The 25,730-nt window shown below is 64.9% G+C and carries 27 protein-coding genes and 1 pseudogene; 16 read left to right on the top strand and 12 right to left on the bottom strand.

Features of this window, described 5'->3' with window-relative positions:
* Nucleotides 1–52 precede the first annotated feature (52 nt).
* The 5 genes from H489_RS37550 (at nucleotide 53) to H489_RS20850 (ending at nucleotide 5,316) form a co-directional block, all read left to right on the top strand.
* On the top strand, nucleotides 53–292 hold the full coding sequence (locus tag H489_RS37550) for a hypothetical protein (protein ID WP_152427111.1): 240 nt from the start codon (nucleotides 53–55) through the stop codon (nucleotides 290–292).
* Nucleotides 293–571: 279 nt separating this feature from the next.
* Nucleotides 572–2,407: a hypothetical protein gene (locus H489_RS20860; protein WP_152427110.1), complete on the top strand. Its 1,836-nt coding sequence runs from the start codon at nucleotides 572–574 to the stop codon at nucleotides 2,405–2,407.
* 237 nt (nucleotides 2,408–2,644) lie between these two features.
* Entirely contained in the window at nucleotides 2,645–3,517 is an 873-nt protein-coding gene (locus tag H489_RS0118105; protein ID WP_081612164.1) for a ParA family protein, read from the top strand.
* Between the two features lie 741 nt (nucleotides 3,518–4,258).
* Complete coding sequence (locus H489_RS20855; RefSeq protein ID WP_017885572.1) at nucleotides 4,259–4,909, top strand: GNAT family N-acetyltransferase; 651 nt, start codon at nucleotides 4,259–4,261, stop codon at nucleotides 4,907–4,909.
* A gap of 161 nt (nucleotides 4,910–5,070) precedes the next feature.
* Complete coding sequence (locus H489_RS20850; protein WP_152427109.1) at nucleotides 5,071–5,316, top strand: hypothetical protein; 246 nt, start codon at nucleotides 5,071–5,073, stop codon at nucleotides 5,314–5,316.
* Nucleotides 5,317–5,628: 312 nt separating this feature from the next.
* On the opposite strand, the gene H489_RS37225 is transcribed toward H489_RS20850, so the two are convergent.
* Entirely contained in the window at nucleotides 5,629–6,150 is a 522-nt protein-coding gene (locus H489_RS37225) for a DUF4265 domain-containing protein (protein ID WP_081612163.1), read from the bottom strand.
* A 20-nt stretch (nucleotides 6,151–6,170) separates the two neighbouring features.
* Between H489_RS37225 and H489_RS37965 the strand changes: the two genes are divergently transcribed.
* From H489_RS37965 to H489_RS37545, 3 genes are all read left to right on the top strand, one after another.
* On the top strand, nucleotides 6,171–6,314 hold the full coding sequence (locus tag H489_RS37965) for a hypothetical protein (RefSeq protein WP_017885569.1): 144 nt from the start codon (nucleotides 6,171–6,173) through the stop codon (nucleotides 6,312–6,314).
* A 458-nt stretch (nucleotides 6,315–6,772) separates the two neighbouring features.
* Nucleotides 6,773–9,184, top strand: a complete 2,412-nt coding sequence (locus tag H489_RS20840) for a hypothetical protein (protein WP_152427108.1) — start codon at nucleotides 6,773–6,775, stop codon at nucleotides 9,182–9,184.
* A gap of 12 nt (nucleotides 9,185–9,196) precedes the next feature.
* A complete protein-coding gene (locus H489_RS37545) occupies nucleotides 9,197–9,433 on the top strand; it encodes a DUF4190 domain-containing protein (RefSeq protein ID WP_139179862.1) in 237 nt (78 codons plus the stop codon).
* A 191-nt stretch (nucleotides 9,434–9,624) separates the two neighbouring features.
* On the opposite strand, the gene H489_RS20835 is transcribed toward H489_RS37545, so the two are convergent.
* The 3 genes from H489_RS20835 to H489_RS20825 form a co-directional block, all read right to left on the bottom strand.
* Entirely contained in the window at nucleotides 9,625–11,145 is a 1,521-nt protein-coding gene (locus tag H489_RS20835; RefSeq protein WP_017885568.1) for a hypothetical protein, read from the bottom strand.
* Between the two features lie 105 nt (nucleotides 11,146–11,250).
* Nucleotides 11,251–12,024, bottom strand: coding sequence for a polyprenol monophosphomannose synthase (locus tag H489_RS20830; RefSeq protein ID WP_200860504.1), 774 nt, complete (start codon nucleotides 12,022–12,024; stop codon nucleotides 11,251–11,253).
* A 354-nt stretch (nucleotides 12,025–12,378) separates the two neighbouring features.
* A complete protein-coding gene (locus H489_RS20825) occupies nucleotides 12,379–12,828 on the bottom strand; it encodes a hypothetical protein (protein WP_017885566.1) in 450 nt (149 codons plus the stop codon).
* Nucleotides 12,829–13,144: 316 nt separating this feature from the next.
* Here H489_RS20825 and H489_RS20820 point away from each other — a divergent pair, with 316 nt between their 5' ends.
* A complete protein-coding gene (locus H489_RS20820) occupies nucleotides 13,145–13,612 on the top strand; it encodes a hypothetical protein (RefSeq protein ID WP_017885565.1) in 468 nt (155 codons plus the stop codon).
* A 1-nt stretch (nucleotide 13,613) separates the two neighbouring features.
* Nucleotides 13,614–13,820 (top strand): helix-turn-helix transcriptional regulator, encoded by a 207-nt coding sequence (locus H489_RS37220; RefSeq protein WP_031259068.1) that lies wholly within the window; start codon nucleotides 13,614–13,616, stop codon nucleotides 13,818–13,820.
* 191 nt (nucleotides 13,821–14,011) lie between these two features.
* On the opposite strand, the pseudogene H489_RS38570 reads toward H489_RS37220, so the two are convergent.
* The 5 genes and pseudogenes from H489_RS38570 to H489_RS37960 all read right to left on the bottom strand — a co-directional run.
* A pseudogene (locus H489_RS38570) lies at nucleotides 14,012–14,515 on the bottom strand (MFS transporter); the annotation flags it as partial.
* 489 nt (nucleotides 14,516–15,004) lie between these two features.
* Nucleotides 15,005–15,508 carry an RES family NAD+ phosphorylase gene (locus tag H489_RS37210; RefSeq protein ID WP_081612162.1) on the bottom strand — a complete coding sequence of 168 codons (504 nt, stop codon included), beginning with the start codon at nucleotides 15,506–15,508 and terminating at the stop codon, nucleotides 15,005–15,007.
* Between the two features lie 157 nt (nucleotides 15,509–15,665).
* Nucleotides 15,666–16,031 carry an SH3 domain-containing protein gene (locus tag H489_RS37205; RefSeq protein WP_081612161.1) on the bottom strand — a complete coding sequence of 122 codons (366 nt, stop codon included), beginning with the start codon at nucleotides 16,029–16,031 and terminating at the stop codon, nucleotides 15,666–15,668.
* A 10-nt stretch (nucleotides 16,032–16,041) separates the two neighbouring features.
* Nucleotides 16,042–16,830, bottom strand: coding sequence for a DUF3592 domain-containing protein (locus H489_RS20810; RefSeq protein ID WP_326997932.1), 789 nt, complete (start codon nucleotides 16,828–16,830; stop codon nucleotides 16,042–16,044).
* A gap of 84 nt (nucleotides 16,831–16,914) precedes the next feature.
* A complete protein-coding gene (locus tag H489_RS37960; protein WP_161598109.1) occupies nucleotides 16,915–17,199 on the bottom strand; it encodes a DUF4190 domain-containing protein in 285 nt (94 codons plus the stop codon).
* Nucleotides 17,200–17,411: 212 nt separating this feature from the next.
* Here H489_RS37960 and H489_RS20805 point away from each other — a divergent pair, with 212 nt between their 5' ends.
* From H489_RS20805 to H489_RS37540, 3 genes are all read left to right on the top strand, one after another.
* A complete protein-coding gene (locus H489_RS20805) occupies nucleotides 17,412–18,173 on the top strand; it encodes a DUF1266 domain-containing protein (RefSeq protein WP_017885562.1) in 762 nt (253 codons plus the stop codon).
* A gap of 670 nt (nucleotides 18,174–18,843) precedes the next feature.
* A complete protein-coding gene (locus tag H489_RS37195) occupies nucleotides 18,844–19,851 on the top strand; it encodes a ParA family protein (RefSeq protein ID WP_081612159.1) in 1,008 nt (335 codons plus the stop codon).
* Nucleotides 19,852–19,859: 8 nt separating this feature from the next.
* A complete protein-coding gene (locus H489_RS37540) occupies nucleotides 19,860–20,804 on the top strand; it encodes a PIN domain-containing protein (protein WP_152427106.1) in 945 nt (314 codons plus the stop codon).
* A 118-nt stretch (nucleotides 20,805–20,922) separates the two neighbouring features.
* On the opposite strand, the gene H489_RS20795 is transcribed toward H489_RS37540, so the two are convergent.
* Nucleotides 20,923–21,267: a histone-like nucleoid-structuring protein Lsr2 gene (locus tag H489_RS20795; RefSeq protein WP_017885560.1), complete on the bottom strand. Its 345-nt coding sequence runs from the start codon at nucleotides 21,265–21,267 to the stop codon at nucleotides 20,923–20,925.
* Between the two features lie 203 nt (nucleotides 21,268–21,470).
* On the opposite strand from H489_RS20795, the gene H489_RS20790 reads away from it, so the two are divergent.
* Nucleotides 21,471–22,406 carry a PDDEXK nuclease domain-containing protein gene (locus tag H489_RS20790; protein WP_017885559.1) on the top strand — a complete coding sequence of 312 codons (936 nt, stop codon included), beginning with the start codon at nucleotides 21,471–21,473 and terminating at the stop codon, nucleotides 22,404–22,406.
* Between the two features lie 94 nt (nucleotides 22,407–22,500).
* On the opposite strand, the gene H489_RS20785 is transcribed toward H489_RS20790, so the two are convergent.
* Together H489_RS20785 and H489_RS20780 are read right to left on the bottom strand one after the other, a co-directional pair.
* Nucleotides 22,501–22,728 (bottom strand): hypothetical protein, encoded by a 228-nt coding sequence (locus H489_RS20785; RefSeq protein ID WP_017885558.1) that lies wholly within the window; start codon nucleotides 22,726–22,728, stop codon nucleotides 22,501–22,503.
* A gap of 400 nt (nucleotides 22,729–23,128) precedes the next feature.
* Nucleotides 23,129–23,482 (bottom strand): ArsR/SmtB family transcription factor, encoded by a 354-nt coding sequence (locus H489_RS20780; protein WP_017885557.1) that lies wholly within the window; start codon nucleotides 23,480–23,482, stop codon nucleotides 23,129–23,131.
* Nucleotides 23,483–23,598: 116 nt separating this feature from the next.
* Here H489_RS20780 and H489_RS20775 point away from each other — a divergent pair, with 116 nt between their 5' ends.
* Both H489_RS20775 and H489_RS20770 read left to right on the top strand, forming a co-directional pair.
* The gene (locus H489_RS20775; RefSeq protein WP_017885556.1) at nucleotides 23,599–24,999 is read left to right on the top strand and encodes an FAD-dependent oxidoreductase; all 1,401 of its coding nucleotides are present in this window, start codon (nucleotides 23,599–23,601) and stop codon (nucleotides 24,997–24,999) included.
* 5 nt (nucleotides 25,000–25,004) lie between these two features.
* Nucleotides 25,005–25,730: ArsB/NhaD family transporter (locus H489_RS20770; RefSeq protein ID WP_031259047.1), on the top strand; the 726-nt coding region annotated here is incomplete at its 3' end.

The raw sequence follows: 25,730 nt of genomic DNA, 5'->3' as shown, positions 1-25,730 counted from the left end.
ACACGCCGCCCCAGATGACCGTGCGCATGCATGTTCCCGCCATGGTGTGACTATGAGCGACTTTGGACGACGCGCCAGCCGAGCGCAGAACGCCCCGACGGTCCTTCTGCAGGGCCGTGTGCTTCCTGAGACCCGCCAGGCGTTCAAGGACGCCGCTGAAGAGAGCGGCGTCTCAGTCGCCTACTACCTCGACGCGCTAGCGCGGACGCTTGTCGCCGAAAACGGCGCGATGCCGCTCGTCGAGGACCCGCGCCGACTCAACCGAGTGGAGTTGCCTATCCCGGCCGCTTAACGACAAAACCCCCGCCAGAGGCGGGGGTTCGGGGCTAGGCCCCAAGTCATGTTTCTCACTACCTGCTCAGACGCCAATCAGGTCAGGTTGTGAGCTTCCGAGAGAAGAAGCCCGGTTGGAGCCGGGAGCCTTCGTCGTACCACCACCCCGAGAGGAGGAGGTGTCGCCATCGTAACGCACATTGCTGCGCCCGGCACGGGTGAATTCATCGGCGTGTCCTCTTCGGATAGTGCCTGGGATTTGACGCGTGCCATCGCGCCTCGTCGGTACGTGAACCGCATGATCGCGGAGGCGGACGGGACGATCCGGTCGAACAGCTACCCGTCGAAGTTCCCGACTGCAGGGCATACTCCCCCGTCGACACCGTGGACGATCGATCTCACCGACCTTGACGGACGGTTCTGGTTCGCCGCGTTCGACCTCGACGCGAAGACCCCGGAGGACTTCGACCAGGCGGCCGAGGACCTCGGCGTGCTGGTGCGGATCCTCCGCGACGCGCAGGTGCCGCACGTAGTGTGCCGCTCGAGCCCCACGGGTGGGTTCCATGTGTGGGTGCCCCTCGCCGGCGTCGACAAGGCCACGATGGTCCAGCTCGCCGGTGCAGCACGCGCTGTCCTGCCGTCCCTTGACCATGGGCTGCTCTGCAACGACCGCACGGGTGCCGTTCGCCCGCCGCTGACTCCGCACGCACGTGGTGGCGCGTCCGAGGTGATGGCGGGCGCCGACGACGTCGACGTCCTCCGCACCCCGACCGTCACTGCCGGCGATCTCCTCCGCGTCACGGCCGCGTTCCGTGAGCTCCGCCCGACCGTGGATCCCGCGGACTCCTCCCCCACCGGCCGCGTCGACGCCCACCACCGGGTGCACCGGTCCCTGCCGGCGTGGGGTGAGGCGCACATGGGAACCGTTGCCGGCGGCCGCGACCCGTCCCGCACCGGGTACCTGTGCCTGCTCGCGGCCGCGGTGTCCGGGTGGACCCTCGCCGACGTCGAGCACGCCGCGAAGACCGCACCCGGCATGGAGCACTACCGCACCCGCAACCGTCCCACCGGCGGCCGCGAGCCCCGCACCGCGGCCGAGGCAGCCGCGCGGCTTGAACGGCAGTGGGCGAAGGCGCAGGAGCGGGCGGTGCTGTACCGGTACGCGCCCGAGGAACGGCAACAACGCGACCTGACCCAGCTGATCGGCATTGTCGACGTCGTCGAGGCCATGCTGCAAGCGTTCACCGCCTCCCCCGGCCGCTGGACCCGCACCGAGGCAGACCTGCACGACAGCACCGTCCTGACCTACCTCGCCTGGATCTCCCTGCGCTCCGGCTCCCGCGACGTAGGCGCCGCACTCCGGTCCGTTGCGATCGCCACCGGGATCCCCTCGAGCACCGCCGACCGCTCACTTCGCCGCCTCCACGCCGCCGGATGGATCACCCGCCGGCGCCAGGCAGACGGACCCAACGCAGCCGTCTGGCGGCTCACCGACCGGTTTTCCACACCCTCCGTACACGTCGGGCCACTTCACGATGTGACCGCCCGCCCCCCGGCCGAGCTCTTCGACGTGAGAGTCACCCTCCTCGATGCTCTAGAAGACCGGCTCGACGCCGGACGACACGACGTCTTCACCCGGGCAGGACTGGGACCCACGGCGCGCCGCGTCTACGAGAGCCTGACCACCGACGAGCACGCACTTGAAGCCATCGCTGACCGTGCAGGACTCCCCCGCGGCCGCGCACGCGCAGCCCTCGCACGCATGCGCCGCTGGACCCTCGCCATCGCCACACCCACGGGCTGGCGGCGACGGCTCCAGGACTTCCGAACCCACGTGGCCAAGCAGCTCGGCGTCGACGGGATCCTCCGGCGACGCGAACAGCAGTACGTCGACGAGCGAGAGCTCTGGGCCTGGTGGCAGAACCACCTCATCCGCAAGGCCGGCCGACGCGGCCGCGATCGCACCCCCACCACTCAGGTCGTCATGTTCCGATCCGTCGACGACCACGGCGGACCCGAGGCATACCCGGCATACCCGTGTTCGAGCGACGGCCGAGCAGACCACCAAGAGGCCATGAGGTTTGTACGCCGTGGGCTCCTGCAAGAGCTCCGGGACTTTGAGTTGGCAGCTTGAGCGGGTAGGCGCTCTGCGCTCGTCAAGCCACGTAACGCAAGGGTTTATTGGGTTACGTGGCTTGCATCCCTTGCTTTGATTGTAATACTTGTATAGTTGGCCAAGCGAACCCAATGAACGCAAGGGTTTATTGGGTTACGTGGCTTGCAACCCTTGCCTTTATGGTAAGACTTGGGTACATTGGATTGCATGGCTTACAACCAAAACAAGCCTTGAAACGATTGCCTCGGAGGGCTGATGACGCACATCACAGCGATCGCCAACAACAAGGGTGGTGTCTCCAAGACGCAGGTGACTTGCCAGCTGGCTGCTGCGCTTGCGCGAGCTGGCCGCCGCGTTCTTGTTGTCGACATGGATCCCCAGGCGAACGCCACTCGACGTCTAGGGATCGAGTGGGATCCTTCCGCACCGATCCCTACTATGTCCGAGGTCATCGCGGCCGCCCAGGATGGCGCAGGGGAGGCGGCTGTAGTTGCCTGTGGCTGGGATACAGAAGCGGCACCAGAAGGGGAACGGATCGACGTTCTGCCGGCCCGCTTTGATCTCATCAATCGTGAATCCGAGGCTGGCGTCGTCGGCGCCGTGCGTCGTCTCACCAAAGCACTGTCCGGTTGGACGGACGTGTACGACGTTGTCCTGATCGACACCCGGCCTGATCTTGGCCACCTCGTGCAAATGGCGTTCGCCGCTGCAGACACCGTGCTCATCCCCTCTGACCCGAACTACGACTCTGTCGAAGCCGCCATCCGGGTTCGAGACTTCGTCTCACTTCACGCCGCCGACCTGATGAACCCGAATCTGCGTGTGGCTGGCGTTGTCGTCACGCGGCGGAAGCGAACCAAGGAACATGATTTCCAGATCGAAGGCCTCGTCGACGCCTTTGGCGAGCTCGTCTGGAAGCTTGGGGGAGTGGTCAAGTTCGACGACGGGACCGACCTTTTGAACCCGAAATACCTTCCCGAGTGGTCTCGCTTCGCTGAGGCTGATGCCGCCGCAACATCCCTCGGCGCATGGCCCGGGGTGGACGGCCGGAAGGCGGTCGCGCTCTACGACGCACTCGGTCAGATGTACGCACAGCGCATCCTGGAGAAGGAGAAGAACGCCGTATGAGTGCACCAGAACGCCGCCGCCCCGGTGCGAACAGCCCAATCAGACTCACCGCCAACGTTGAACCGGTTCGAACGGGCGTCGAGGCACCTGTTACGCCTGAGTCGCCGAGGCGGGAGTCCACGCCCGCTGAACCAACGAAGGAAGCGACGATCCCCACGACCGTGGCGCTGCGGGAAGGGCTCAAGCGTCGTGCCCAGACAGCGGTCCTACACACAGCTGCCTTGCCCGGCGGCTACCGCTCCTTCGCGGCGCTGGTCGACGGGGCGCTTGAGCGAGAGCTTGAACGACTCGCGGACGAACACAACGGGAGCGTTCCGTTCGAGCCGAACGCCGGCGGGTTCCGCACCGGCCGACCGTTCGGCAGCTAACCGCCCGGCGGTCACAAACGACCGCTTCAGGGACGACTCCGGTCCGGCGTCCGCGTGGCGGGCGAGGCCTCGCTGTTGGCGTTGCAGATGGCAGCGTCGCGTGCCGGGTGGGGCTACACCGCACGTGAGTGAATGGGGTGTAGCCCGGCGCCGGAGGGATCTCGGGCGAGCGTGGTGCTGCGTGCGTGCGAGGTTGTCGACAGGCTCGCTACTTGTCTCCCACTCCGCTCACGAGTCTTGTCGCCGACGCGTGGCTGCCTCGTTAGCCGATCGATCACCGGGCGCTGCGAGAGAACAGATGTGAGGGCCGCTACTCAGCGGCCGGGCGCGTAACACGCCTCGCTGCGGTGACCGGCGCAGGTAGCGTCCCGGTATGGAACTGGAGAAGCTGTGGCCGTTGTTCGGACTCGAACTCCGAACCCCACGGCTGGTGTTGCGTCCGGTGCGGGACCAGGACCTCCCTGCCCTGGCGCAGGCTGCTCTTGATGGCATCCACAACTCGGACCGCATGCCGTTTGGCTTCCCATGGACCGATGCGTCTCCGGAGGAGCTGCCGCGGAACCTCGCGACATACCAGTGGAGCCTCCGCCAGGTCTCGCCGCAAAACTGGACGATCCAATTCGCCGTCATCCTTGACGACGAGGTGATCGGGGCGCAGGACCTCGCCGCGTTCAACTTCGCGGACCGCCGGACTGTGAACTCCGGTTCCTGGCTGACCCGACGCGCCCAAGGCAAGGGCGTCGGCACCGAGATGCGCGCCGCCCTGCTGCTGTTCGCCTTCGACACTCTGGGTGCCGAATGGGCAGAGTCAAGTGCTGCGGCCTGGAATACCCCGTCGCTGACCGTCTCGTACAAGCTCGGCTACGAGCCAAACGGGGTCACGCAGGTATCGCCTCGGGCCGGGCAGCCGGTCGACGAACAGCGCGTGCGACTCTCCCGCGGTGCCTTCAAGCGCCCGAAGTGGAACCTGCAGACCATCGGCGATCAACCCGTTCTCGCACAGCTCGGGATCACTGCGTCGTAGGACGACCGCGCCGCGGAGCGGCGGTCGGGGCGAGCTCGCTGGCGGAGCCATGACCGTCCGGTAGCCGATCGCCCAGCGGACGAGCCCGCGCTGGTGTCCGTTCGACAAGAACCGCGCGGGCAATCCGTACCACTCAGGGTCGTTTCGGTGTCTATTGGGTCATGACGCCGCGCATCCCGAAGCTGCCGCCAACAACCACTGTGAACCGCCACGAGCTCCACATCGACTACGTGCCGAGCAACACGGCGCACCGCACCTGGACCATCACCGAGCACTTCAGCTCCGTCACCGTCGGCCACCCTGCGCTGCACTACGACCACGGCGCCTTCACCACCGACACCTCAACTGGCGCCGTGTCCGACCCGGACTGGCGCGTCGTGCTCGAGCACGCCTTTGCCCGCGCCTGACCCCTCGGTGAAGCGCGGGGCGTGCCGCTCCGATCAGGTGGCAGCACGCCCCGCTGACAGCGGGAACCACCCTGCTGCTTTCTCCAGCATCCTCCGTCTGAGGCCGGGTAACGTGCGGGCGATGACAGCGGCACGATCCCGTCGTCGGCGCATGCGACGCCGGCAACGGCCACCGCGCGGAACCCGGCGGATGACCTGGTGGGAATGGTCAGGCCTCGGCACGCTGGTCGCTGTCACCCTCGGCCTGACCGTCGCGGCACTCATCCTCCGCTGACCCAGACGCCCCCCAACCGCGTCTCGATAGCCGATCGGCTACCGGACGGAGCTGGCAGGGGTGCCGTCTTCCCACATCAGTGCTGTTGCCTGCTCCTCGTGGATGAGCAGGTCGCGGATCAGGGACGCGTTCTCGACGGGGCAGGACAGGGCGATGAGGTTCTCCGAGATCGCGTCGACGAGACACCCGCGCTGGGCGTAGCGTCCTGCGATCGACCGCCACGCCGCGGCGAGGTCCGGATCTTCGCCGAGCCAGAGTCGGAAGGTGGCCTGGTTGCCGTGCTCGCTGACGCTCGTTGCCACGAGCGATCCTTCCGCGGATCTGACGGTGGCTACTGTGTCGTCGTAGTTCACGCCGTACACCCATGCGGGTACTGCACGAACCTGCACCAGGTCCGGCCCGATCGTCTTTGCGTTCAACGCTTCCCAGAACACGTCACCAGAGTCGGAGGGAAGCGCGAACCAGACTTCAGTGTCCGCGTCGGACGCCGATTGCGTCGGCACAAGCGAAGATCCCGCCCATTCGGCCGTCCGACTGGGGTGCTGCCGGTACTCGCTCATGGCGGCAATCTATCCTCGCCATGCACCCGACCGCACTCGGTTTCGGTCGACGACACCGCCCGACCTCGAGCCCGGTTGACGATCCACTACCGGGCGGCGTCGGTCAGCACCTGGTCGATCCACTCGTGACGATCGAGTTCGGTGAGCTCGGCGAGACGCTCTGAGCGCAGCCGAGACCTACAAGGAGGCCGGCGAACTCGAGGTGCGAGCAGCCGCAGCGTTCGCACGATCCACTGAAGTGCTCGCAGAAGCCCACAGGCTCGGCCTGGCGATCGACGACCTGTTGCTGCCGATGCCCGACGACGACGATGAGGACGGCTGGTGACGGTTTCGACACGGGTCCCCGTACGCCGGCGCGCTGCGCGGCCATCCTGATTGGGCATCAACTTCGGCCGCCGAGGTGACAGTGTCGTACGACTAAGCCCTGCTACGCGCCGAACGAGTCCGGATGCTCATCCCCCTCATTGGCTGAAGATACGTTAAGACCGATGCGGTACTACCCCTTCTCATCTGGGATTTTTCATGACACCCCCAAACGGGTGGGGGGTACACGCGTTCAGCTTCCTCATATGCTTCGGGCGCTGACAGCAATTGGTGCCGTCACTCTGAACTAGGGGGTTTCGTGCGCTCATTGCTGCACGCTCCGCGCACGAGGAGGCGCAGCATCGCTGCCGCTACCTTCGGTGCGCTCGCACTTGTTGGATCACTGCTTGTGGCTACGCCGGCGCAGGCAATCAACGACACCGGCACCGGTGGCGTGTTCGTACCCGCATCTGGCCGTGTCCTGGACACGAAGGTTGGTACGGGCGGGTTCAGTACGCCGATGGAGGCAGGGAAGTACCGCACTATCAAGATCGCCGGCGTCGGGGGTATCCCCGATGACGGCACTGTTGGCGCCGTGTCCCTGAACGCGACGGTTAGCGGCTCGGCAGACAACGGCACCCTCTTCGGTCGCCCTGATGCGAACACCTCTCGCACGACGATGCTGGTCTACAACGCCAACGCGGGTGAATACGTCTCCAACACCGCGATCGTCGCTGTCAGCGCAGCCGGCACCATCCAGGTCTCAACCGAGACGGCTGCACGGTTGATCCTTGACGTACAGGGGTATTACACCGCCAACACTGACGGCACCGCGGCCGGTGGATTTGTCTCCGTGGCTGGCAAGCGCATCGTCGACACCCGCTCCGGGCTCGGCGCTCCGAAGGCGCTCCTGGCGCCGGGAAAGACTGTCGACATCCAGGTCGCTGGCACCAATGGCGTTCCGGCCGACGCTTCGGGCGCGGTGGTGAACCTGCTGCCGATCAACACCACGGCGTCGGACGGGTTCCTCACCCCTTACGCCACGGGCGCGGCTCGTCCCGACAACGCGCTGCACTACGCGCCGTCGGTGAACACGTCGATCCAGGCGCAGGTTCGGCTGTCCTCGGGCGGCAAGATGACGATCTACAACGGCTCGTCGACCATCAGCCTCGTCATCGACTTGCAGGGCTACTTCACCGCCGCAGGCACCGCTGGCGCGACCTTCACCCCCGGGGTCGGTCGTGTCTTCGACTCCCGTGCGGCGGCAAACACGATCCTCGCGAAGAACGAGACCCGGGCGATCCCGGTCGCAGGCCAGGCCGGCATACCCGTCATGGGATCCGGCATCAGTGCAGTCGTCCTCACTCTTACCGCCGTTCACGGCGGCAGTGCCGGCCGCGCGTCCGTGTGGGCGAACGGAACGGCGCAGCCTGACACAACGTCGCTCAACTTCCAGACCGACGAGATCCGCACCAACACCGTCACTGTTGCCCTCGGCGCAAATGGAAAAATCAACCTCAACAACGTCGCTGACGCCACCAACTACGTCATCGATGTTCAGGGTTGGTATTCATCACAGCTCAGCCCTCGTATTACATGTGCCGCTCCCTACTCGGCCGGTACTTGGGTAAAGGCCGTGCCTGCAGACGATATTTCCTGCAACGCGGTCATTCCGGCTGCTGATGCGTCGGGTCGCACTTTCAGCGTCCTCGTTGATGACGATGAAGTTGAGTCCGGCACTCAGGCGGCAACTGCCTCGAACATCCCGGTAGACGTTTCTGCCTTCGGTGGCACACACGCCATCGTTGCCACTATCGATGGCGGGGCTACTCCGCTGCGAACGGCTTACGAATTCACCCTTGGGTCCTGGGCAGATGACTCCTGGAGCCCAACGCCACCCACGGAAGCGCAGGTGAGCCTCGCTCCCGAGCTCGGCGCCGTCCCCGAATCAGAAGACTTCCCCGACGATGCAACCGCCACCTTCACGGTGAACGGTCCCGATGGTGCCGTGGTTGCTACTTCGGGTGACACCGGCACCCAGTGGACAATCCCGGAGGGGCTGCTCGCTGACGGAACGACTTATACGTGGCGAATGACGGTCACCGGCGAGAACGAACTCGGAACGACCACCGAAACGCGGACTTCCGCGGACTGGAAGTTCACCGCGTCTAACGCCCTTACTGGTAGTGAGGACACCAGCGTCGACTCGACCGATCAGCAGTGCATCGCGGACCGGACCGCAGTCAACGCCGAACAAGGCGGCACCCAGACGCGCGATGACATCGTGAATGGCTGTTCCATGACCACGACCACTACGGTAAGCGAAGAGGAAGAGGTCGATGCTGACTCGACCACGCCCCTTGCTGTCTCGCGTGCCGCGGCCAGGAAGATCCACACCAAGGAGTTCTACCAATCTTCGCACGCCTGGGATTGGCACTGGAAGGAGGGTCACGCCGGCCGTATGTATTGGGATGGTAAGAACGCTTGGGTCGGGAAGAAGCATCGCGGCAAGACCGGATATCACCACTGCGGTGTTAATCGGTCGACCATCCAGGCAACGATCGACCCGTCGGAATGTGACGAGTACAAGTACGGTGCCGGCGTCGCGGAGGGCGAGCGTTTCGTGGTCACCAACTACGTCATGGGTGTCCTGGTTTCCCAGGGTACTAAGGGGCATTCGATGGGCATGGCCAAAAACGGCAAAATCACTTACCGCCAGTACTACAGATAGGGCATCATTCTCATGACGAACAATCAGCAAACGCGCCCGTACAGCACGCTCAGCATCGTCGGCTTCGTACTCGCCTTCGTGGTACCAGTCGCAGGCATCGTCGTCAGTGCATTGGGTCGGAACGATGCGCGCCGATCAAACACGCGCGGCTTCACTCTTGCGACATGGGGGTTGTGGATCGGCATCATCTTCACTGCTCTCATCGCATTTAGCTTCGTGAGTGCACTGCTCGATCCTGTGTTGAGCTAATAGCTCGACCCAAGCATTAGGTTTGCCCTTCCCGCAATTTGCAGCGGGAAGGGCAAATTTTTTCCTCTCCTCGTGCATCCCATGCGGGGGCAATTGCGTGGGGAATGCTGGCGCGCCCTCAATCAATGGTCATGACTCTCAAGGCGGCGCCCCCAAGGATCTGCGTTCGAGTCCGCGGACCGGTCTAGTTGCTAGCGCGTGAACTCAATGATGAAGTTGCGTTCGCCGGCGCCGCTGTAAGTGAGCGGTGCGTGCTCCTGGAAGCCGTCGCCGCGGAGGATGGTGCTGACTTGGTCAAGTTCGGCTGGGTTGTCGCCGATGTACCAGACAGTGCGGAGACCGTTGGTGTCGTTCGCTGCGTTGACGGCGCCGTGCATGCGCGCGAAGAAGTAGTTCATGTCCGCCGCGCTCGTCTTCGTCCAGAGGTCCTTCAACCCCTCGACGGATGACGGGTAGGCGATGGTCAGTTGGTCGGCTGGCCGGTGCATCTTGCCGAGGATGAGTCCGGCGGGGCCCCGCTCGTCCTGGCGTGCCTCGGTGAGCTCCCGTGCGGCGGTGGCGAGATCGGTGCTCTTCGGTGATGCGTACCGGATGCTCCACCACACCTGTCCGGCGGGGATGAGGAACGCGATGAGGAGCAGGCCACTGATGATGCCCTTCGCGTAGGGGAGGAGGGCGACGATGCCGGTGGCGATGAGGATCGCGAGTGCCGGCGCGGAGTACGTGACGTAGCGGGCGTTGTAGACGGGCTTGTAGAAGTGCGATGCGGCGAGCAGCGCCACGGTGGGCACGATCAGCCACGGCAGCATCACCACCAGCGCTTCCCTGCGCTTTCGGAGCGCGAACGCGACACCGACGAGGACCAGCAACCAGGACACGACGGCGACTGCGGTCACGAAGGACCTGGTGGTGGTGACGAGCGCGAAGTCGAAGAACTGCAGCCGCCATCCGTTTTCGATGGCGCTGTGCCAGGTGGGTGCCTGCAGCCATCCGATCTGTCGGGACTGCGGGATCGTTGCGCGAACGAACGGCACGACGGCGACGCCGAGGATGGCGATCGTCCACGCTGCGGCCGCGAGACCAATCCAGCGCTGCTTCGGTGCGAAGAGGAAGCGGAGGAACACCGTCAGGGCGTGCGCGGCGACGATGAGTGCCGCCCACAGGAACACCAGCACCGACACGTAGGCGAAGACCGCGTACAGCAGCCACCACAGGGTGATCAGCAGTGGCGGTTTCCGGCTGTCGGTGGCGTCCAAAGCGTGGACGAGCAGCACCGTTGTGAGTACCGCTAGCAGGAGCTCGAACGCCGGGGACCGTCCGGATGTGCCGGCCGATGCGACGACGGGTAGTAGGGGCAGGATGATCGCGGAGATCGTCGCCGTGGCGAGGGAGAACAGTCGCTCGGCGAGGAGGACGACGAGCCCGCCTGCCAGTCCGATCGCGACGGCGGACGGGAACCGGAGCGTGAAGGGGCTGTAGCCGACGAGGTCGAACCAGAGGTGCATGCCGACGTAGTACGCCGCGTGCACCAGGTCGATCCGGCCGATCAGGTCCTGCAGTGCGTCCCAGGACCGGGTTGACGCTGCGATGGTCGCGGTCTCGTCGAGCCAGATCGTCCGGTGGGTGATCGCGATCAGGGTGATGAGGGTGCCGAAGAGGGTGGCTCCGCCGGCGATGACCCATCGGGCGTTCCTGCGGGTGTCCCGCTTCACGTCAGCATGCACACGTCCCAGCGTATGGGCAGGCGCACTCGAGCCCCGACTCTGATGTCGGCGAGTGGTCGAGCGCCCAGCCGTGGGCCTGCCGCACGTCGCCGGCTACGAGCGGGTGTTGTTCCGCACGGAGGGCAGCTTGCGGTGGTCCTTGACCAGGGAGCGGGTCTCACGGATGCGACGGTCGATGCCCCACTTCGTCACGAGCGCCAGGCTCTCGCGGACGATGTTGCCGCTCATCTTCGAGACACCGAACTCCCGCTCGGTGAACGTGATCGGGGTCTCCACGACCCGCAGACCAGCCTCGAGGGCGCGCCAACAGAGGTCCACCTGGAAGCAGTACCCCTTCGACGCGACGCCGGCGAGGTCGATCCGCTCGAACGCCTTCGAGGTGAACACCCGGAAGCCGCCGGTCGCGTCGCGCACCGCGATGCCGAGTGCGAGGCGGGTGTACAGGTTGCCGCCGCGGGACAGCAGGAGCCGGTACCAGGGCCAGTTCTCGACCTTGCCGCCCTTGACCCAGCGGGAGCCGAGCACCAGGTCGTTGGAGTCCGCGAGCTCGAGCATCCACGGCAGGTACTCGGGGTGGTGGGAGCCGTCGGCGTCCATCTCGACGAGCTTGGCGTAGCCGTGTTCCAGGCCCCACGCGAAGCCGGACAGGTACGCCCCGCCCAGGCCGTCCTTGACGGTGCGGTGCAGCACGTGCACACGGTCGGTCTCGGTCGCGATGGCGTCCGCGATGTCGCCGGTGCCGTCGGGTGAGTTGTCGTCGACGACGAGCACGTGCACGGAGTCGTCCGTCGCGGCCAGCGTGCGTTCGACGATGGGCCGGACGTTCTCGGCTTCGTCGTAGGTCGGGATGATGACCAGGGCAGACACGTTCGCGGTCATCCTTCACACAGAGGGGAGCAGGAGCTGCTGATCGCTGAGCTCCGACGGCAGCAGCCTACGAGAACCGAACCGTCGAAGCCGCCGACAGGTGCGGTCGGTTGAGTAGCCGCCTCGACTACCACGTGTTTCGGCGGCGTCCTTGATGGGTATCGGCGATCAAGACTGGTTCGGAGCCGTCGGAGCCGTCGGAGCCGTCGGATTCGCTTCCTCGCCTACCGGCGCCCGGCGCCCGGCGTCAGTGAGCAGTCCACAGCAGTGAGCGGAGCGGCCGATCTTGTGCCTCGCTCTTCGGGGCTCCGCTCACTGCTGCGGCGTGTTCCTCAGCTCCTGTGCGCAGCGGCGTCAGAAGGCTCGGTTCAGGGCCCAGGCCGCTCCGCGGTAGCTGTTCGGACCCCACTCGCCGTCGATGAGTCCGCCGTACTGCTGATGGTCCGCAGCCCAGCGCTGCAACGCCTTCACGACCTCGGGACTCTCCGAAGTTGCCAGGTCGCCTGACTGGTAGTAGCCGCCCTTGGCGAGTTGCTCCGAAACTCCTCGCCAGGAGTTTGGCCCCATCACCCCATCGATCGGTCCGTGGTAGCCGTAGTAGCCAGCCATGCTGCCCAGGCACTGCAGACGCTTGTAGAAGATCGGACCCGGGGCGCCATCTGTCTCTGTCGAAGTCTTCGGCACAGACAGACAAGCTGGATTGATGGTGGTCAGCGCTTGTGCTGGCGCAGCCTGGACTCCTGAGACGGCGGCAAACCCGACGACGGTCAAAGCGCTCAGCGCGAGGACGATTTTGTACTGCATACGTATCTCCTTTGAAACGTGCACTCAACCTGGCAGATCGTGCTGGCTACATCAAGCGTTGCCGAGGAAGTGTTGCCGGCTGTTTTCGTCGTGAGTGACGTCAGCCTGCTGCGTGGCAGACGGCCTGACAGGACGAGCGGATTCTGCAACAGGCTGTTGCGCAACTTGGCCGCACGGCGGCCTGTGACGCGGTCGGCTTGGACCGACGTCAGGGATACGAATTGGTCAAAGCAGTCCCCGGACGCTATCCGCTCGCGAACGGTCGGTGTACAGTCTCCTTGACATGTAAAGCGGACTGTACGTAGGGGAGTTGGGAATGAGCGACAGCACCGAACGCACCAAGTGGGGGCGTGTGAAGTTCGGGTCGGGCCGATTGGCAGCGATGGCAGTAGCCATCCCCAGCGGGTTGCTGGTGGGCGTCGCGGTGGGGGTTGCCGGCGTGTGGAGCGGACTGGCCGAGCCAGTGTCGCTGCTGGGTGTCGCAGCGTTGGCGGTCTGCCTGGCGATGCCGGTCGTGATGCTCGTGTGGGTCCTGGTCGTTGACCGGTCGACGCTGCAGGGAGCGGCCGAACGGTCGGAGGAGTCAATCGAAGCGCGTTGGTACGCACGTGCTGCCGCGGGCGCGCAGACCGACGTCATCTTCGTCGCGTCCGTCAGCGCTCTGGTCCTCACCCTGATCCCCGGAGGTGAGGTGATCGATGCACGGCTGGCGCTCCTCGGGGTGGTCGCCGCGTCATTCCTCAGCTTCTCACTCCGGTACCAGGTCCTTCGTCGGAGGGGGTGAGGTGCGGAACATCATCGCGGACACGCGCAAGTCTCTCGAATGGTCGCAGCAGCGGCTCGCGGACGAGCTCGGTGTCTCGCGGCAGACGGTCATCTCAATCGAGAGAGGCAGGTTTGACCCCTCGCTGCCCTTGGCGTTTCGTCTCGCGTCGGTGTTCGGACTGCCGATCGAGGACCTGTTCTTTCCCGAACAGAACGGCCAGGCTTGACGAGGACGTCTCGCCGGACGACCGGCGAACGAGGCGACGTTAGCCCGGCCGATAGGGCCAGGCGTATGCGCATCACAACCGTGATCGGGAAGATCAGTTTCGTGGTCGTCGGGATCGTCGTCGGCTACGCGCCTGGACAACCCGAGCGCAGTCGGATCCGCGGGCGCGTGGAGGTCGCGCATCGCCGGGACGACCATCGGGGTCGCCAGCGACACAAACGCCACCACCCCGATAAAGACCCAACGCCATCCAACCGTCTCGGCAAGCACACCAGCGATGGCCGGACCGACGAGCGAAGGGATGACCCAGGCGGTTGCGAATGCCGCAAAGACTCTCGCGTGCAGCGCCTGCGGGTAGACGCGGGCCACGATAACGTACAGGGCCACGGTGATCGCCCCGCCCGCCAAGCCATGCACCAACCTCCCGCTGACAAAGGCAACCATGCTGGGTGCCAATGCCACAACGATGAGTCCCGACGCGAACACGACCACCGAGACGAAGAGCGCACTACGCGGGTTGCCCCGATCGGACCAAATACCGGCGAGGGCCATCCCGATCACGCTCACCGCCACGGGGCCGGCGAACGCGAACGCGTACAGTCCGGCGCCGTGCAGCTCCGCGCTGATCGGCGGCATGATTGTCGATACAGCTAACGCCACGAAGGCGTCAAGCATCACCAGCAAGAATATGCCCATGGTTACCCATCGATACCGTGGGCTGAGCACCCCCGCGTCCCGCCGATGCCCGTCGGAAACCGATGGTGTCAGGTCAGATGTGGCGCTCTCATGGCAGTGGGGCGTGGTCATGGCGCCACACTAAAATCTCAACAAGAGTTGAGGTCAAGCGTCGCACGTGGCCTCATTTCGATGGGCCTGTGGTGCTCGGCTCTCTGTCGGGCTTCGCGGCGGTCGCGGGTTCCGAGCCAGTCTCGTTACGGGCCGGGCCGGGCCGCTCGCTAGCTGTTTCTCGACATGAGAGCCGGCTCGACTGCGCCCTCGGAGTCGACAACTGAGACAGCACAGCTCGCTGAGTGCGGACAATTCGCACGCGGGTGCCGGAGCTCGTCGAGCATCGAGCACGGGCTCGGAAGGTCCTCGAGTGATCAGAGTCTGCGCAGCGCGGAACGTGCCGCGGAAGTCGGCGTGACAGTCGGCTGGGTACATCTAGATCTCGGAAGGAGCGGGTTAGGAGCGAGGGGACTCTCGAAGGCGCGCAGAGGGGGCGCCGGGCTCGTTCCAGTGGAAGAGCACGAGGTGCCAGAGACCGGGACGTTTCCGCGAGGGGTCGATCAGACCGCTCGCGCCGACTTCGAGAAGACGGTCCCGAACCGACCAAGATGGTGGCGTGCCACCGGAGGCAGCAATCTCCTGCCATGCCGAGGCTGCATCAGCGATTTCGATCCCGACCTTCGCGACCGTGCCCGGATCGCGGAGGTCAACGATGCCGGAGGCTTCGACGTCAATCTCGATGACCTCGAGGACGCGCGACCTCGCGCCCCTGTGGGCAAGTAACGCTGCTTCCACTCCTTCGACTGAAGAGCTCAGATACAGCGTGGGTTCGTGTGCCCGTGAATAGCGTCCCGCTGTGCGCGAGCCGGCGATCGCGAACTGGTGAAAACGGGGGTCGATCGCGCGGTAGAACGTGCCTTGGACCACTGGGGAGAAGATAGAATCGGCAGTGTTCACCATGGCAGCTTCTCACCGCCCCTGAGCGTTTCGGTTCCTCGCAGCATCCGCTCTGGCGGAATCAAGGTTCGATGCTGCAGGTTGTCGGTGCGGCGGTGGTACGGACCATCTGGTTCGCTACGAGGTGCCATTGGTCGGCCGCACACGCAGGGATGCTCGCTCAGCGGAGATCATCGCGGGCAGATGGGTTACTGGGTTCGAGGGACCGGTGGGGGATCCAGCCCTCGCGACCGTCAGCGTTCCGACACCATGACCAACCACTCTCCGGATCGTCTCGGATCAGCTCGACGGTTTCCCCTCTGGATGCAGGCAACTCGCGGGTGTCGTACGCGGTTCGCATGGTGGCCGTCGCTTCGGCCATGTCGATATGGCGTGATGGTACCCACCCGGTTCCGTGGAGGGCGGTCACGAACACGAACGCGGGCCATTCGGTATCTCTCTCGCCCACCGTGACAATGTCGCCGGCGGTGAGCTTGAGCGGGGCTCGTTTCGGAATCTGATGATCGGCAATCACTACGCGGTGCATGCTCGTCTGGCTACATCCCGGGCCGGATGTAGTCCTCGGGGGAGTCGCCGCCAGTGACTGCCGCGAAGATCGACCGTTTGTCCGCCGGGCGTGCGGGGTCGTAGAGGACGGTGATGGTCGCGCCGATCGTTGGCGCTGCTCCGTGCCGGAACCCATTGGTGCGCTCAACCCATCGCGCTTGGCCGTTGATGTCGTTGAAGGTGAAAGTCCACCGCAACAGCGTGAGGGCTGCGTCCGGGCTCGTTGCACCGCTCACAGCCGTCACAGTTCCCTGCACCCGGTGTCCGGTCGAGAGGAGCTCGCTGATGCGGCCGCGACGGTCACGCCGGCCGCGCCGGCCGATGACACCCAAAAGCACAGCGACGAGTGCCAGCACGGTGAACAGGCCTGGAAGCCACCACGCCGATGCGTACCAGACCCAGTCGCCGAGCCCCCACGCCGTGTCGCGGCCGAATACCGGGTCGACGGCGGTACCGACCTTATCGGGGGCGGGCCATAGGGCGGCGGTCGTCCACCACAGGCCAGCAGCCGCGCCAATCAGCCACAGGCTCCCTGGCCCGATACCGGCGAAGTCCGCCGACCTGCCCGTGAAGTGGTGGTTCCATCTCGAGTACACCCCGGTGGCGGCCAGGGATCCGAAGATGGCCGTCGGTGGCGCCCACCACGGATGGTCAGGGTCGGAGGAGTGCGAGAAGACGCTATTGAGGTTCATCTCCCGGAACACCCCCGTGAACGATCCGATCGCGTAACCGGAAACTGACCCCGCCACGACGACGAGGACCGCACCCACCAGTGTCATCACCAGGGCACTGCTGCTGCCTTGCAAGTGTGCAGCGCGGTCGCGTCGTGCCGCGGACGGATCAGTCGTGCTCATCGTCGGTGATCAGTACGTGGTTGACGTCGAGGAACCGGCCACGGCGACGGCGATGATCAGGACCACGTACAGCGCGGTGATGGCGCCTCCCACAATCACCGCGCTCAACGCGAGCCCCCGGCCGTTTTCCCCACGGGACTTCACCTGTGACAGTGCGACAAACCCGAGGATGAACCCGATCAGCGGAGCGACGAAAGCCAGCACGAGCGACACGACCGCCAGGGTGTTGGTCCGCTTCGCCGGAGAGTGGGGGGCGCTGGAGGGGTATGGGGCGTTGGGCTGCTGAGAAGTCACGGTGGAGGACCGTATCTCACATCTATTTATTGCGAGAACTGTCTCAAAAATCGCTTGTCCGCTGGGTCGTGAGAAGCCGGTCATGGGGAGCGGACCGACGGCAGGCTGCTGCGAGCTCCTTTTTGTAAGCGCTTCCACACAGAAATGCTGCGCCGCTACGGTCATCCGCGCGGCGAGTTCGTCGCAACTCGCAACGACACGAAAGGCATCTCGTGGGACTCTTCTCCGTGTTCAAGGCCATGTTCAGCGGTTCCGTCTTCAACGTCCTCGAGGGTGCTCGTGCGCTGACGCCCCGCGAACAGCGCGCTCTTGCGATGGGGCACGTTTACGCGGCAGAGGGGAGCCTGCCGATCAACGCGCTGACGATGGAAGCAGACGCCCGCACTGCCGCGAAGCTCCTCGCGAGCGCATGGGACGTCCACGACAACGACTCCTACCTGTCGACGATGACGTGGTTGCGTGAGAGCGGCCACCGGAGCATGTACCCAGTCATCGCGCCGCTGGTCGAGTCCGCGTTCGCGCAACGCATGAATCGCAAAGAAACGCGCGGACTGACAGCGAAGGCGGCTGCTGACGCGCAACGGCTGGAACTCGACCCACCGCAGGCGGCGCTGCTGTGCGAAGGATGGTTCAATTCCGCGATGCTCGGCGGTCACGCGGCGCTGCCAGAACCGCTGCCGACCTCGATTGCCGCGTGGGACTGCGCACGCGCGGTTCAACTGTCACGTCTCGCCGTCGACGCTGGCTTCACCAACGACTCGGAGGCATTCGCTCTGCTGGGGGACTTCGTCGCCATCTCCCGGGAGCACCACCACTCCTGGGCAGAGTTCGGTGACGCATTCGTCACCGGCCGAGCGTTCTGGAGCGCCACCGACGTCCGGAACCCGGTTGATCAGGAACTCGACAAGTTCACCAGCGCCCGAGACTCCCTACTGTCCGCGGAGGACTCTCCCTGGCACGCAACCGCCTGGTAGCGGTGTTGTGCGTCGGCGATCTCGCCTCGACCGGGCGGTCACCAGCCGGCCGTGGGTCTTACGGTACGGGGCAGTCCTGCTGCTCATCACCTGCATCGTCGCCGGCGTAGCCTTAGTCGCCATCGGCGACGACAACCTGGGGGACAGCATCCGGACGTTCCTGCAGGCCCTCCGCCGAGCGCTCTGATCGATCCAGCCGGAGTCTCGCTGAGTGCACCAACGGCCCGGGCCCGGGCCTTGTCCAGCTCGAAGTCACGCAGACGTGTGCGCTGCCCTCGGTCAGATGCTGCACCACCTCTAGACCCCCGTGCGCACCTGTGGCACAAAGCGGACACGGCGGTTCAGAACCACGGGGTCGTCGCTCGTCGGCGGTGACGCGACGGGGTATACCGCAAAGCAACACGGCAGAAACCCTTCATTGCCCATCAGGACGGCGCTGGGTCCGCTCGTGGGTTCTGTGCATCGAGGGGCGAGGCCTACCGCCTTGGGGTCTCCGCGCCGTCCCGGTTTCCAAGACCGCTTCGGGGTGAGCCTGATGGCGCGGGAAGCTGCGGGACGACCAATCCCCCCGGAGTCGTGGTGGCGCTTGAAGAGACCCCTACGAGCCGCTTGCTCTGTTACGCGGCGACCTCGATCTGTAGGCTTGCGCGAGTCGAGCTGAAAGGTACGCATGAAGATCGTCTCGTTTTTCAACCACAAGGGTGGAGTCGGAAAGACGACTCTCGTATTCAATGTCGGCCTCGCTCTGGCGGAGACTGGGAGACGAGTGCTCTTTGTTGATGCTGATGCGCAAGCAAATCTCACCGGAACGGCGCTCGACGCTGATCGCTTTCAAGAGGCGATCGAAGCAAAAGCGACGATCTATGACGCGTTGGTCCCTGTTATTCGGGCGGTTGGAGAGCCGCTGAACATCGACCCTGTGCGAATCCGCGATAATGCCTGGCTTATTCCTGGGAATATTCGCCTAAGTGAATACGAGGAGATTCTCCCGGACGCTTGGGTGGATAGTTTGGCTGGACGGTATCAGGGGTTCCAGCGATCGTCGGCTCTTTTCCGCCTCGTTAAAGATGCAGCCAGAAGCATTCAGGCTGACTTCGTCTTCATCGATTTGGGTCCGAGCGTCGGTGCCTTAAATAGGGTGGTCTTGCTCGGTTCCGACGGGTTCGTAGTTCCGCTTGCCCCGGACTTGTTCTCTCTCACCGCTCTGCCCAGCGTCGGCAACAGCCTTGCTAACTGGGTTGAGGACTGGCGCGTAGCTGTCAAATCCGCTGAGCGCTCCGATGTGCGCTCGCAGCTCCCTGAAGGATTTTTCCCAGGCGTGCCAGTGCCACTGGGCTATATCAGCCAGCAGTTCGCTTCTTATAGAAGTGCCCCAGCTGCTGCCTTCAAGCGATGGCTCGACCAGATCCCTAGTGCTTACGAGGAAGAGATCGTGGCCCGCTTGAAAGAGGCCGGGATTGCGACGCCGCATGGGCCGGGGCAAATTGGACGAGTAAGAAACTTATCCAGCCTTGTTCCGCTAGCTCAGGAGTCTAATTCAGCCATCTTCGAGCTCAGCGGGACTGAAGCTCGCGGGTCCCAATATACTCGCGCCAAGGACACGCAGATAGACTTTGAGCGACTGGCATTGACGATCGTGGAGCGCCTCAACAGCGTGACCATGGAGGACTTGGCATAGGTGTACCGATGACGTCATACCTAGTCTTCGACACCAACGCCCTTCCGGTGAAAGGCAATTTCGAAAGCTCGTTTTGGGCCGCCTTGTTCCACCTGTGTCGCACGACCGGCGTCGAGGCGGTAGCAAGTGAAGTTTCGGTCGACGAGGCGGTGAATCTTCGCCGAGAGACAGCAGGGGAAGCCGTTGCGGATCTATTTGCCGCTCACTCTCGTCTTTCGAATTTCACTACCCTAGCGCTCTCCTATGTGCCAACAGCAGAGGAAGTAGCCAAAAGCTACGAGAAGGCTTTGAGGTCGAGGCTGAAAATCCTTCCGCTTGAGGGCTCGCATGCCGTGGAAGCTTTTCGCCGCGAGGCTTTGAGGATTACACCAGCACGCAATGGCGTGGGGGGTCGCGATAGTGCGATCTGGTTGACGATTGCTTCGCTTGTCAAGGATGGACACGAGGTTCATTTTGTTACTAACAACACGAAAGACTTCGGAAAAAACGGACTTCATCCTGATCTTGAGGTTGAGTTATTGGATGCAGCTGGGCAAATTCATTATTACCACAGTGCTAACGAGTATCTGTCGACGATCGCGGCAAAAGTCGCATCCCCGCCGATCTCTTCAGATGATCTGAAGGAGGCGTTCGCTGATTCAATTCGAGGTCAGTGCATTGCGCTTCTAGAGGAGGTTGAATCCGCAGATTACACGGTGGAGAAAGCGCTCTCGTCGAGTGTTGCAGTGGATAAAGCCGGGTTTGGGCCTGCTTACGTCATCGACGCAGGTGGGTTAATGTTAGTATCGGCGGACGTAACGCTTGTAGATACTGTTGGTGGAGCGGTCTGGGCGAGTGGAAAGTTTACCGGTTGGCTTTCCTTCAATGCAAATACGCAGGAAGTGGAACCGAGTGAGGTCGACGATCTCAATCTGAACTTCAGGTTCGAAACCCCCGCGGTAGCGGGGGCGTAGGTAGAGTGGCGCAGCTTCCAGTAAGTCGGCGCAACTGACATTAGAGCGCCGTATCGGTGCCAATGAGAAGAGCCGGCCGCCCTCGAGGGCGCCCGGCTCTTTTCGTGGGGGAGTGGCGTCAGTGTGCGGCGTCGTATGCGTCGCGGACGGCCTGGCTGATGCGGCCGCGGGAGGAGACTTCGTGGCCGTTCGCGTTGGCCCATTCGCGGATCTTCGCGAGCTCTTCCGAGTTGCCGCGCTTCGGCGCGCTGCCGGCACTGGTGCGGCCGGCGCGGCTGGTGACCTTGCGGGCGGCGGCGATGTAGTCGGAGAACGCTTCGCGGAGCGCGTCGGCGTTGTCGTCGGTGAGGTCAATCTCGTAGTTGCTGCCGTCGAAGCCGAACGTGACGGTGCGGCCTTTGCCGTCTTCGATGGTGTCGCCGGTGAGGTCGTCGACGAGGTGCGTGGTGACTTTCTGCGCCATGGGAGGTCGCCTTTCGCTCGGGGATCCTCTCCACCCTGTCATAGCTGATCCCCTAGAACGCTGCGATTGTTCTTCTCCCGATCGGCTGGTCGGGCAGACTGAGCGTGATGTCTGATTCGTCGCCAGCCGTATCCGGGTATGCCGCTGCTCTTGCCGAGCTGAAGCAGCAAGTGCGCGCTGCCCGGTTCACTGCGCAGCGCCGCGTGAATACGGAACTCATCCGTCTGTACTGGGGGATCGGTGCAACGATCCTGCAGCGCCAGGGCGACGAGGGGTGGGGGAGCAACGTCATCGGCCGGCTCGCGACGGATCTGCGTGCTGAGTTCCCGGAGATGAAGGGCTTCTCGCGGGCGAATCTGTTCTACATGCGCCGGTTCGCGGGGGAGTGGTCGGCGGATGCAGTTGTCCAACAGGCTGTTGGACAACTGCCCTGGGGGCACATCACTGTCCTCCTCGACCGGCTCGATGACCACGAGCTCCGCGACTGGTACGCCGCCCAGGCGGCCGCGAACGGGTGGTCACGGAACGTCCTCGAGCACCAGATCCGTACCGCAGCGCACACCCGCCTGCAGGCGGCACCGACGAACTTCGCCGAGATCCTTCCACCGGGCGACTCGGATCTGGCGCAGCAGATCACGAAGGACCCGTACGTGCTGGACTTCCTCGCCCTCGACGGGGACGCGAAGGAACGCCACCTCGAGCAGGCACTCGTGGACCGGATCATCGACACCCTCCGCGAGCTCGGCGAGGGCTTCGCGTTCGTCGGCCGGCAGATGCACTTCGACGTCGACGGCGACGACTTCTACGTTGACCTACTCTTCTTCCACGTCGAGCAGCTCCGGTACGTCGTCATCGAGCTCAAGACCGGGAAGTTCAAGCCGGAGTACCTCGGCCAGCTCGGCTTCTACGTCGCACTCGTCGACGACAAGCTCCGCCGACCCCAGCACGCGGACACCGTCGGCCTGCTGCTGGTCGCCGACAAGAACGACGCCGTCGTCCGCTACTCCCTCGCGGGACAGCAGAACCCGATCGGTGTTGCCAGCTACGACCTCCTCCCACCCGCGGTCCGCGCAGCTCTGCCTTCAGAGGCCGACCTCGCAGCCGCACTGGCGACAGAGACCGACAGACTCGAGTCCTGATCAGGATGACGTGCCACCAGAAACCTTCGTTTTCGCTACAACAAGCAGACAGAGCTCTCCTGACCGAATGAGGGGCGGCTTTCTTAACCGGTGGTTACTGCTGCCCGCGGCGGGCTCGACGCAGTTCTGCGACGACGCGAGCGCGCTCGGGATCCTTGGCCAGCGTGCGATCGTCGATGACGTCGATGACGTGCTGGATCAGCGCGACGACCTGCTTGGACAGGAACGCGCTGAGCACGCCGCCGACGACGGCGATGACGCCAGTCAGGGCAGCAGTACCACCGGAGGCCGTCAGCATGTCCACCGTGTCGGTGATGGGCATGATGCCACCTTCGGGGTTGGCCAGGTGTGGCCAGAACCCACCCGTCCTCGGGTGGGGGTACGGGGGCGCCGGCGCGCGTCGAAGCGCGCTCGGCGGACGGCAGGAACGGCGAGAGCTTCCTGCGGATGCCCGAGTCAGATCAGGGCATGAAAAAGGCCGGTCCCGAGAGGGCCGGCCGGAGACAGCATGGTGCCGTCTTGAGCGTCAGCGTAAAGCGCCTATGCGACACCCGCGAGATTCCGGGCAGACGCGTGCCGAGCAACCTCAGGGTAGCGGAGCAAGCGGGCATGAAAAAAGCCGATCCAGAAGACCGGCCGTAGGCGCGCACTATGAACGCAGGAGGATTCTGACACGACCGGCGGACATTCGGCAAGCACTTCGTGCCACCAGATCGCGGTGGCTACTTCGCCGGCGCGGTGATGAGGCCGGCGAGGGTGTCGAGCGCACCGGGGACGAGGGAGAAGTACGCCCAGGTGCCGCGCTTCTCGCGGTGCAGGATCCCGGCGTCAACGAGGACCTTCAGATGGTGTGACACGGTCGGCTGCGACAGGCCGAGCGGTTCCTGCAGGTCACACACGCAGGCCTCGGCGCCCTCGTGCGCAGCGACCATCGAGATCAGCCGGAGCCGTGCCGGGTCGGCGATCGCCTTGAGCGACTTCGCGAGGACCTCGGCGGATGCCTGGTCCATCGCCTCGGTGGTGACGGGCGAGCAGCACGCGGTGACGTCCTGAATGGGAAGCAGCTCGATCGTCATGGGCTCATCATCCCACGGACTTCGACACGCGTCTATATTTGCGTTCGTCGATATCGACGTGTTTCGATGTACTCGCCGGGTTCCGGCTCCCGCTCGATCCGTGAAGGACCAGCCTGATGACTCACCTCCTCGCCGTCGGCGGCAGCGACGCCGGCATCGCCGCAGCGCTCCGCGCCCGCGAACTCGACCCGACCACCGACGTGACCGTGGTCCTCGCGGACGAGTTCCCGAACTTCTCCATCTGCGGCATCCCGTACTGGGTCTCCGGCGACGTCACGACGGAAGCGTCACTCGCGCACCGCACTCGCGCCGACCTCGAGGCCGCCGGCATGACTGTGCGTTCTTCGACGTTGGCCTCGGCCGTCGACGTCGACCGTCGACGACTGACCGTCACCGGTCCCGCCGGCGAGGAGGAGATCTCCTATGACGAGCTGCTGATCGGGACTGGCGCTGAGCCGGTCCGTCCGGCTGGGGTTCCGTTCGGTGAGCCCGGGATCCACCTGCTGCACTCGATGACTGATGCCGAGCAGGTCGTCGACGCCCTCGAGCTGCTGCCCGCGGGCAGCCGCGTCGCGGTCGTCGGTGCTGGCTACATCGGCCTGGAGATGACCGAAGGGCTCGTTGCCCGCAGGTTCGACACGACACTGATCCAGCGCGGCCCGGAAGTGCTCTCCACCCTCGACCCCGAGCTCGGCTCCCTCGTCACCACCGAGGTCCGCCGCCACGGCGCGACGGTCCTCACCGGCGCCACCGTCACCGGGATCACCCCGGCCGCCGGCGGGCAGTGGCGCGTCGCCACCAGCTCCGCGTCCGGCATCGCCGAGGGCACGTTCGCGCTCGTCGTCGTCTGTGTCGGCGTCCGTCCGGTCACGGACCTCGCGGTCGCCGCCGGCGCGCAGCTCGGGCAGGCCGGCGCGATCGTCGTCGACGAGAGCATGCGCACCGGGGTGCCGCACGTGTGGGCTGCCGGTGACTGCGTCGTGACGCACCACCGCCTACTCGGCACGACGTGGCTGCCGCTCGGGACGACGGCGCACAAGCAGGGTCGTGTCGCTGGAGAGAACATGCTCGGCGGCTCGAAGACGTTCGCCGGTTCGGTGGGGACGCAGGTGGTGAAGGTGTTCGACCTGGTCGCCGCCCGCAGCGGCCTTCGCCAGCACGAGACCGGCCCACTGGATGCGTCTCCGCTGACGCGGGTGACGGTGGCGGATGACCACAAGCGGTACTACCCGGGCGCCGTCCCGCTGACCATCAGCGTCACCGGCGACCAGTCCACCGGTCGGCTCCTCGGTGCGCAGATCGTCGGGCAGCGGACGGCGGAGATCAGCAAGCGCATCGACACGTTCGCCACCGCCCTCCACGCGGAGCTCACCGTGGACGACGTCATCGATCTCGACCTCAGCTACACGCCGCCGCTCGGGTCCCCGTGGGACGCTGTGCAGGTCGCCGCGCAGGGCTGGGAACGCGCCGCCGCCGCGAACCAGGCTGCAGTGAACCAGGCCGCGGTGATCGGCTGATGGTGATGGCTGTGGTCGCTGCGGCGATCTTCGTTGCGACGCTCGTGGTGGTGATCTGGCAGCCCAAGGGCTTCCCGATCGGCTACACCGCGCTCATCGGCGCCGTCATCGCCCTCGCCACCACCGTCGTCGGCCTCTCCGACATCCCGACCGTTGTCGGGATTGTCTGGAACGCGACACTGACGTTCGTCGCGGTGGTGCTGATCTCGTTGATCCTCGACGAGGCCGGGTTCTTCGAGTGGGCAGCCCTCCACGTCGCCCGCTGGGGCCGCGGCAACGGGCGGCTGCTGTTCGTCCTCATCGTCGGCCTTGGTGCCGTCATCGCCGCGGTGTTCGCCAACGACGGAGCCGCGCTGATCCTCACCCCGATCGTCGTCGGGATGCTCCGAGCACTGAACATGCCGCAAAAGGCAGCGCTCGGGTTCATCCTCGCCACCGGGTTCATCGCCGACACCGGCAGCCTGCCGCTCGTGGTATCGAACCTGGTCAACATCGTCTCCGCCGACTACTTCCACCTCGGCTTCGCCGAGTACGCCACCGTCATGATCCCCGTCGGCATCGTCTCCGTCCTCGCCTCCCTCGGCATGCTGCTGACCTACTTCGGCAAGAGCATCCCGAAGCGGTACGACGTCCTCGCCCTCACCAGCCCCACCGCCGCGATCACGGACAGGGCGACGTTCCGCGCCGGTTGGGTCGTCCTCGCCCTGCTGCTCGTCGGCTACTTCGCCGCC

Source organism: Curtobacterium flaccumfaciens UCD-AKU (genome assembly GCF_000349565.1).
Taxonomy (GTDB): domain Bacteria; phylum Actinomycetota; class Actinomycetes; order Actinomycetales; family Microbacteriaceae; genus Curtobacterium; species Curtobacterium poinsettiae.
This window is presented reverse-complemented; position numbering and strand designations above follow the sequence as displayed.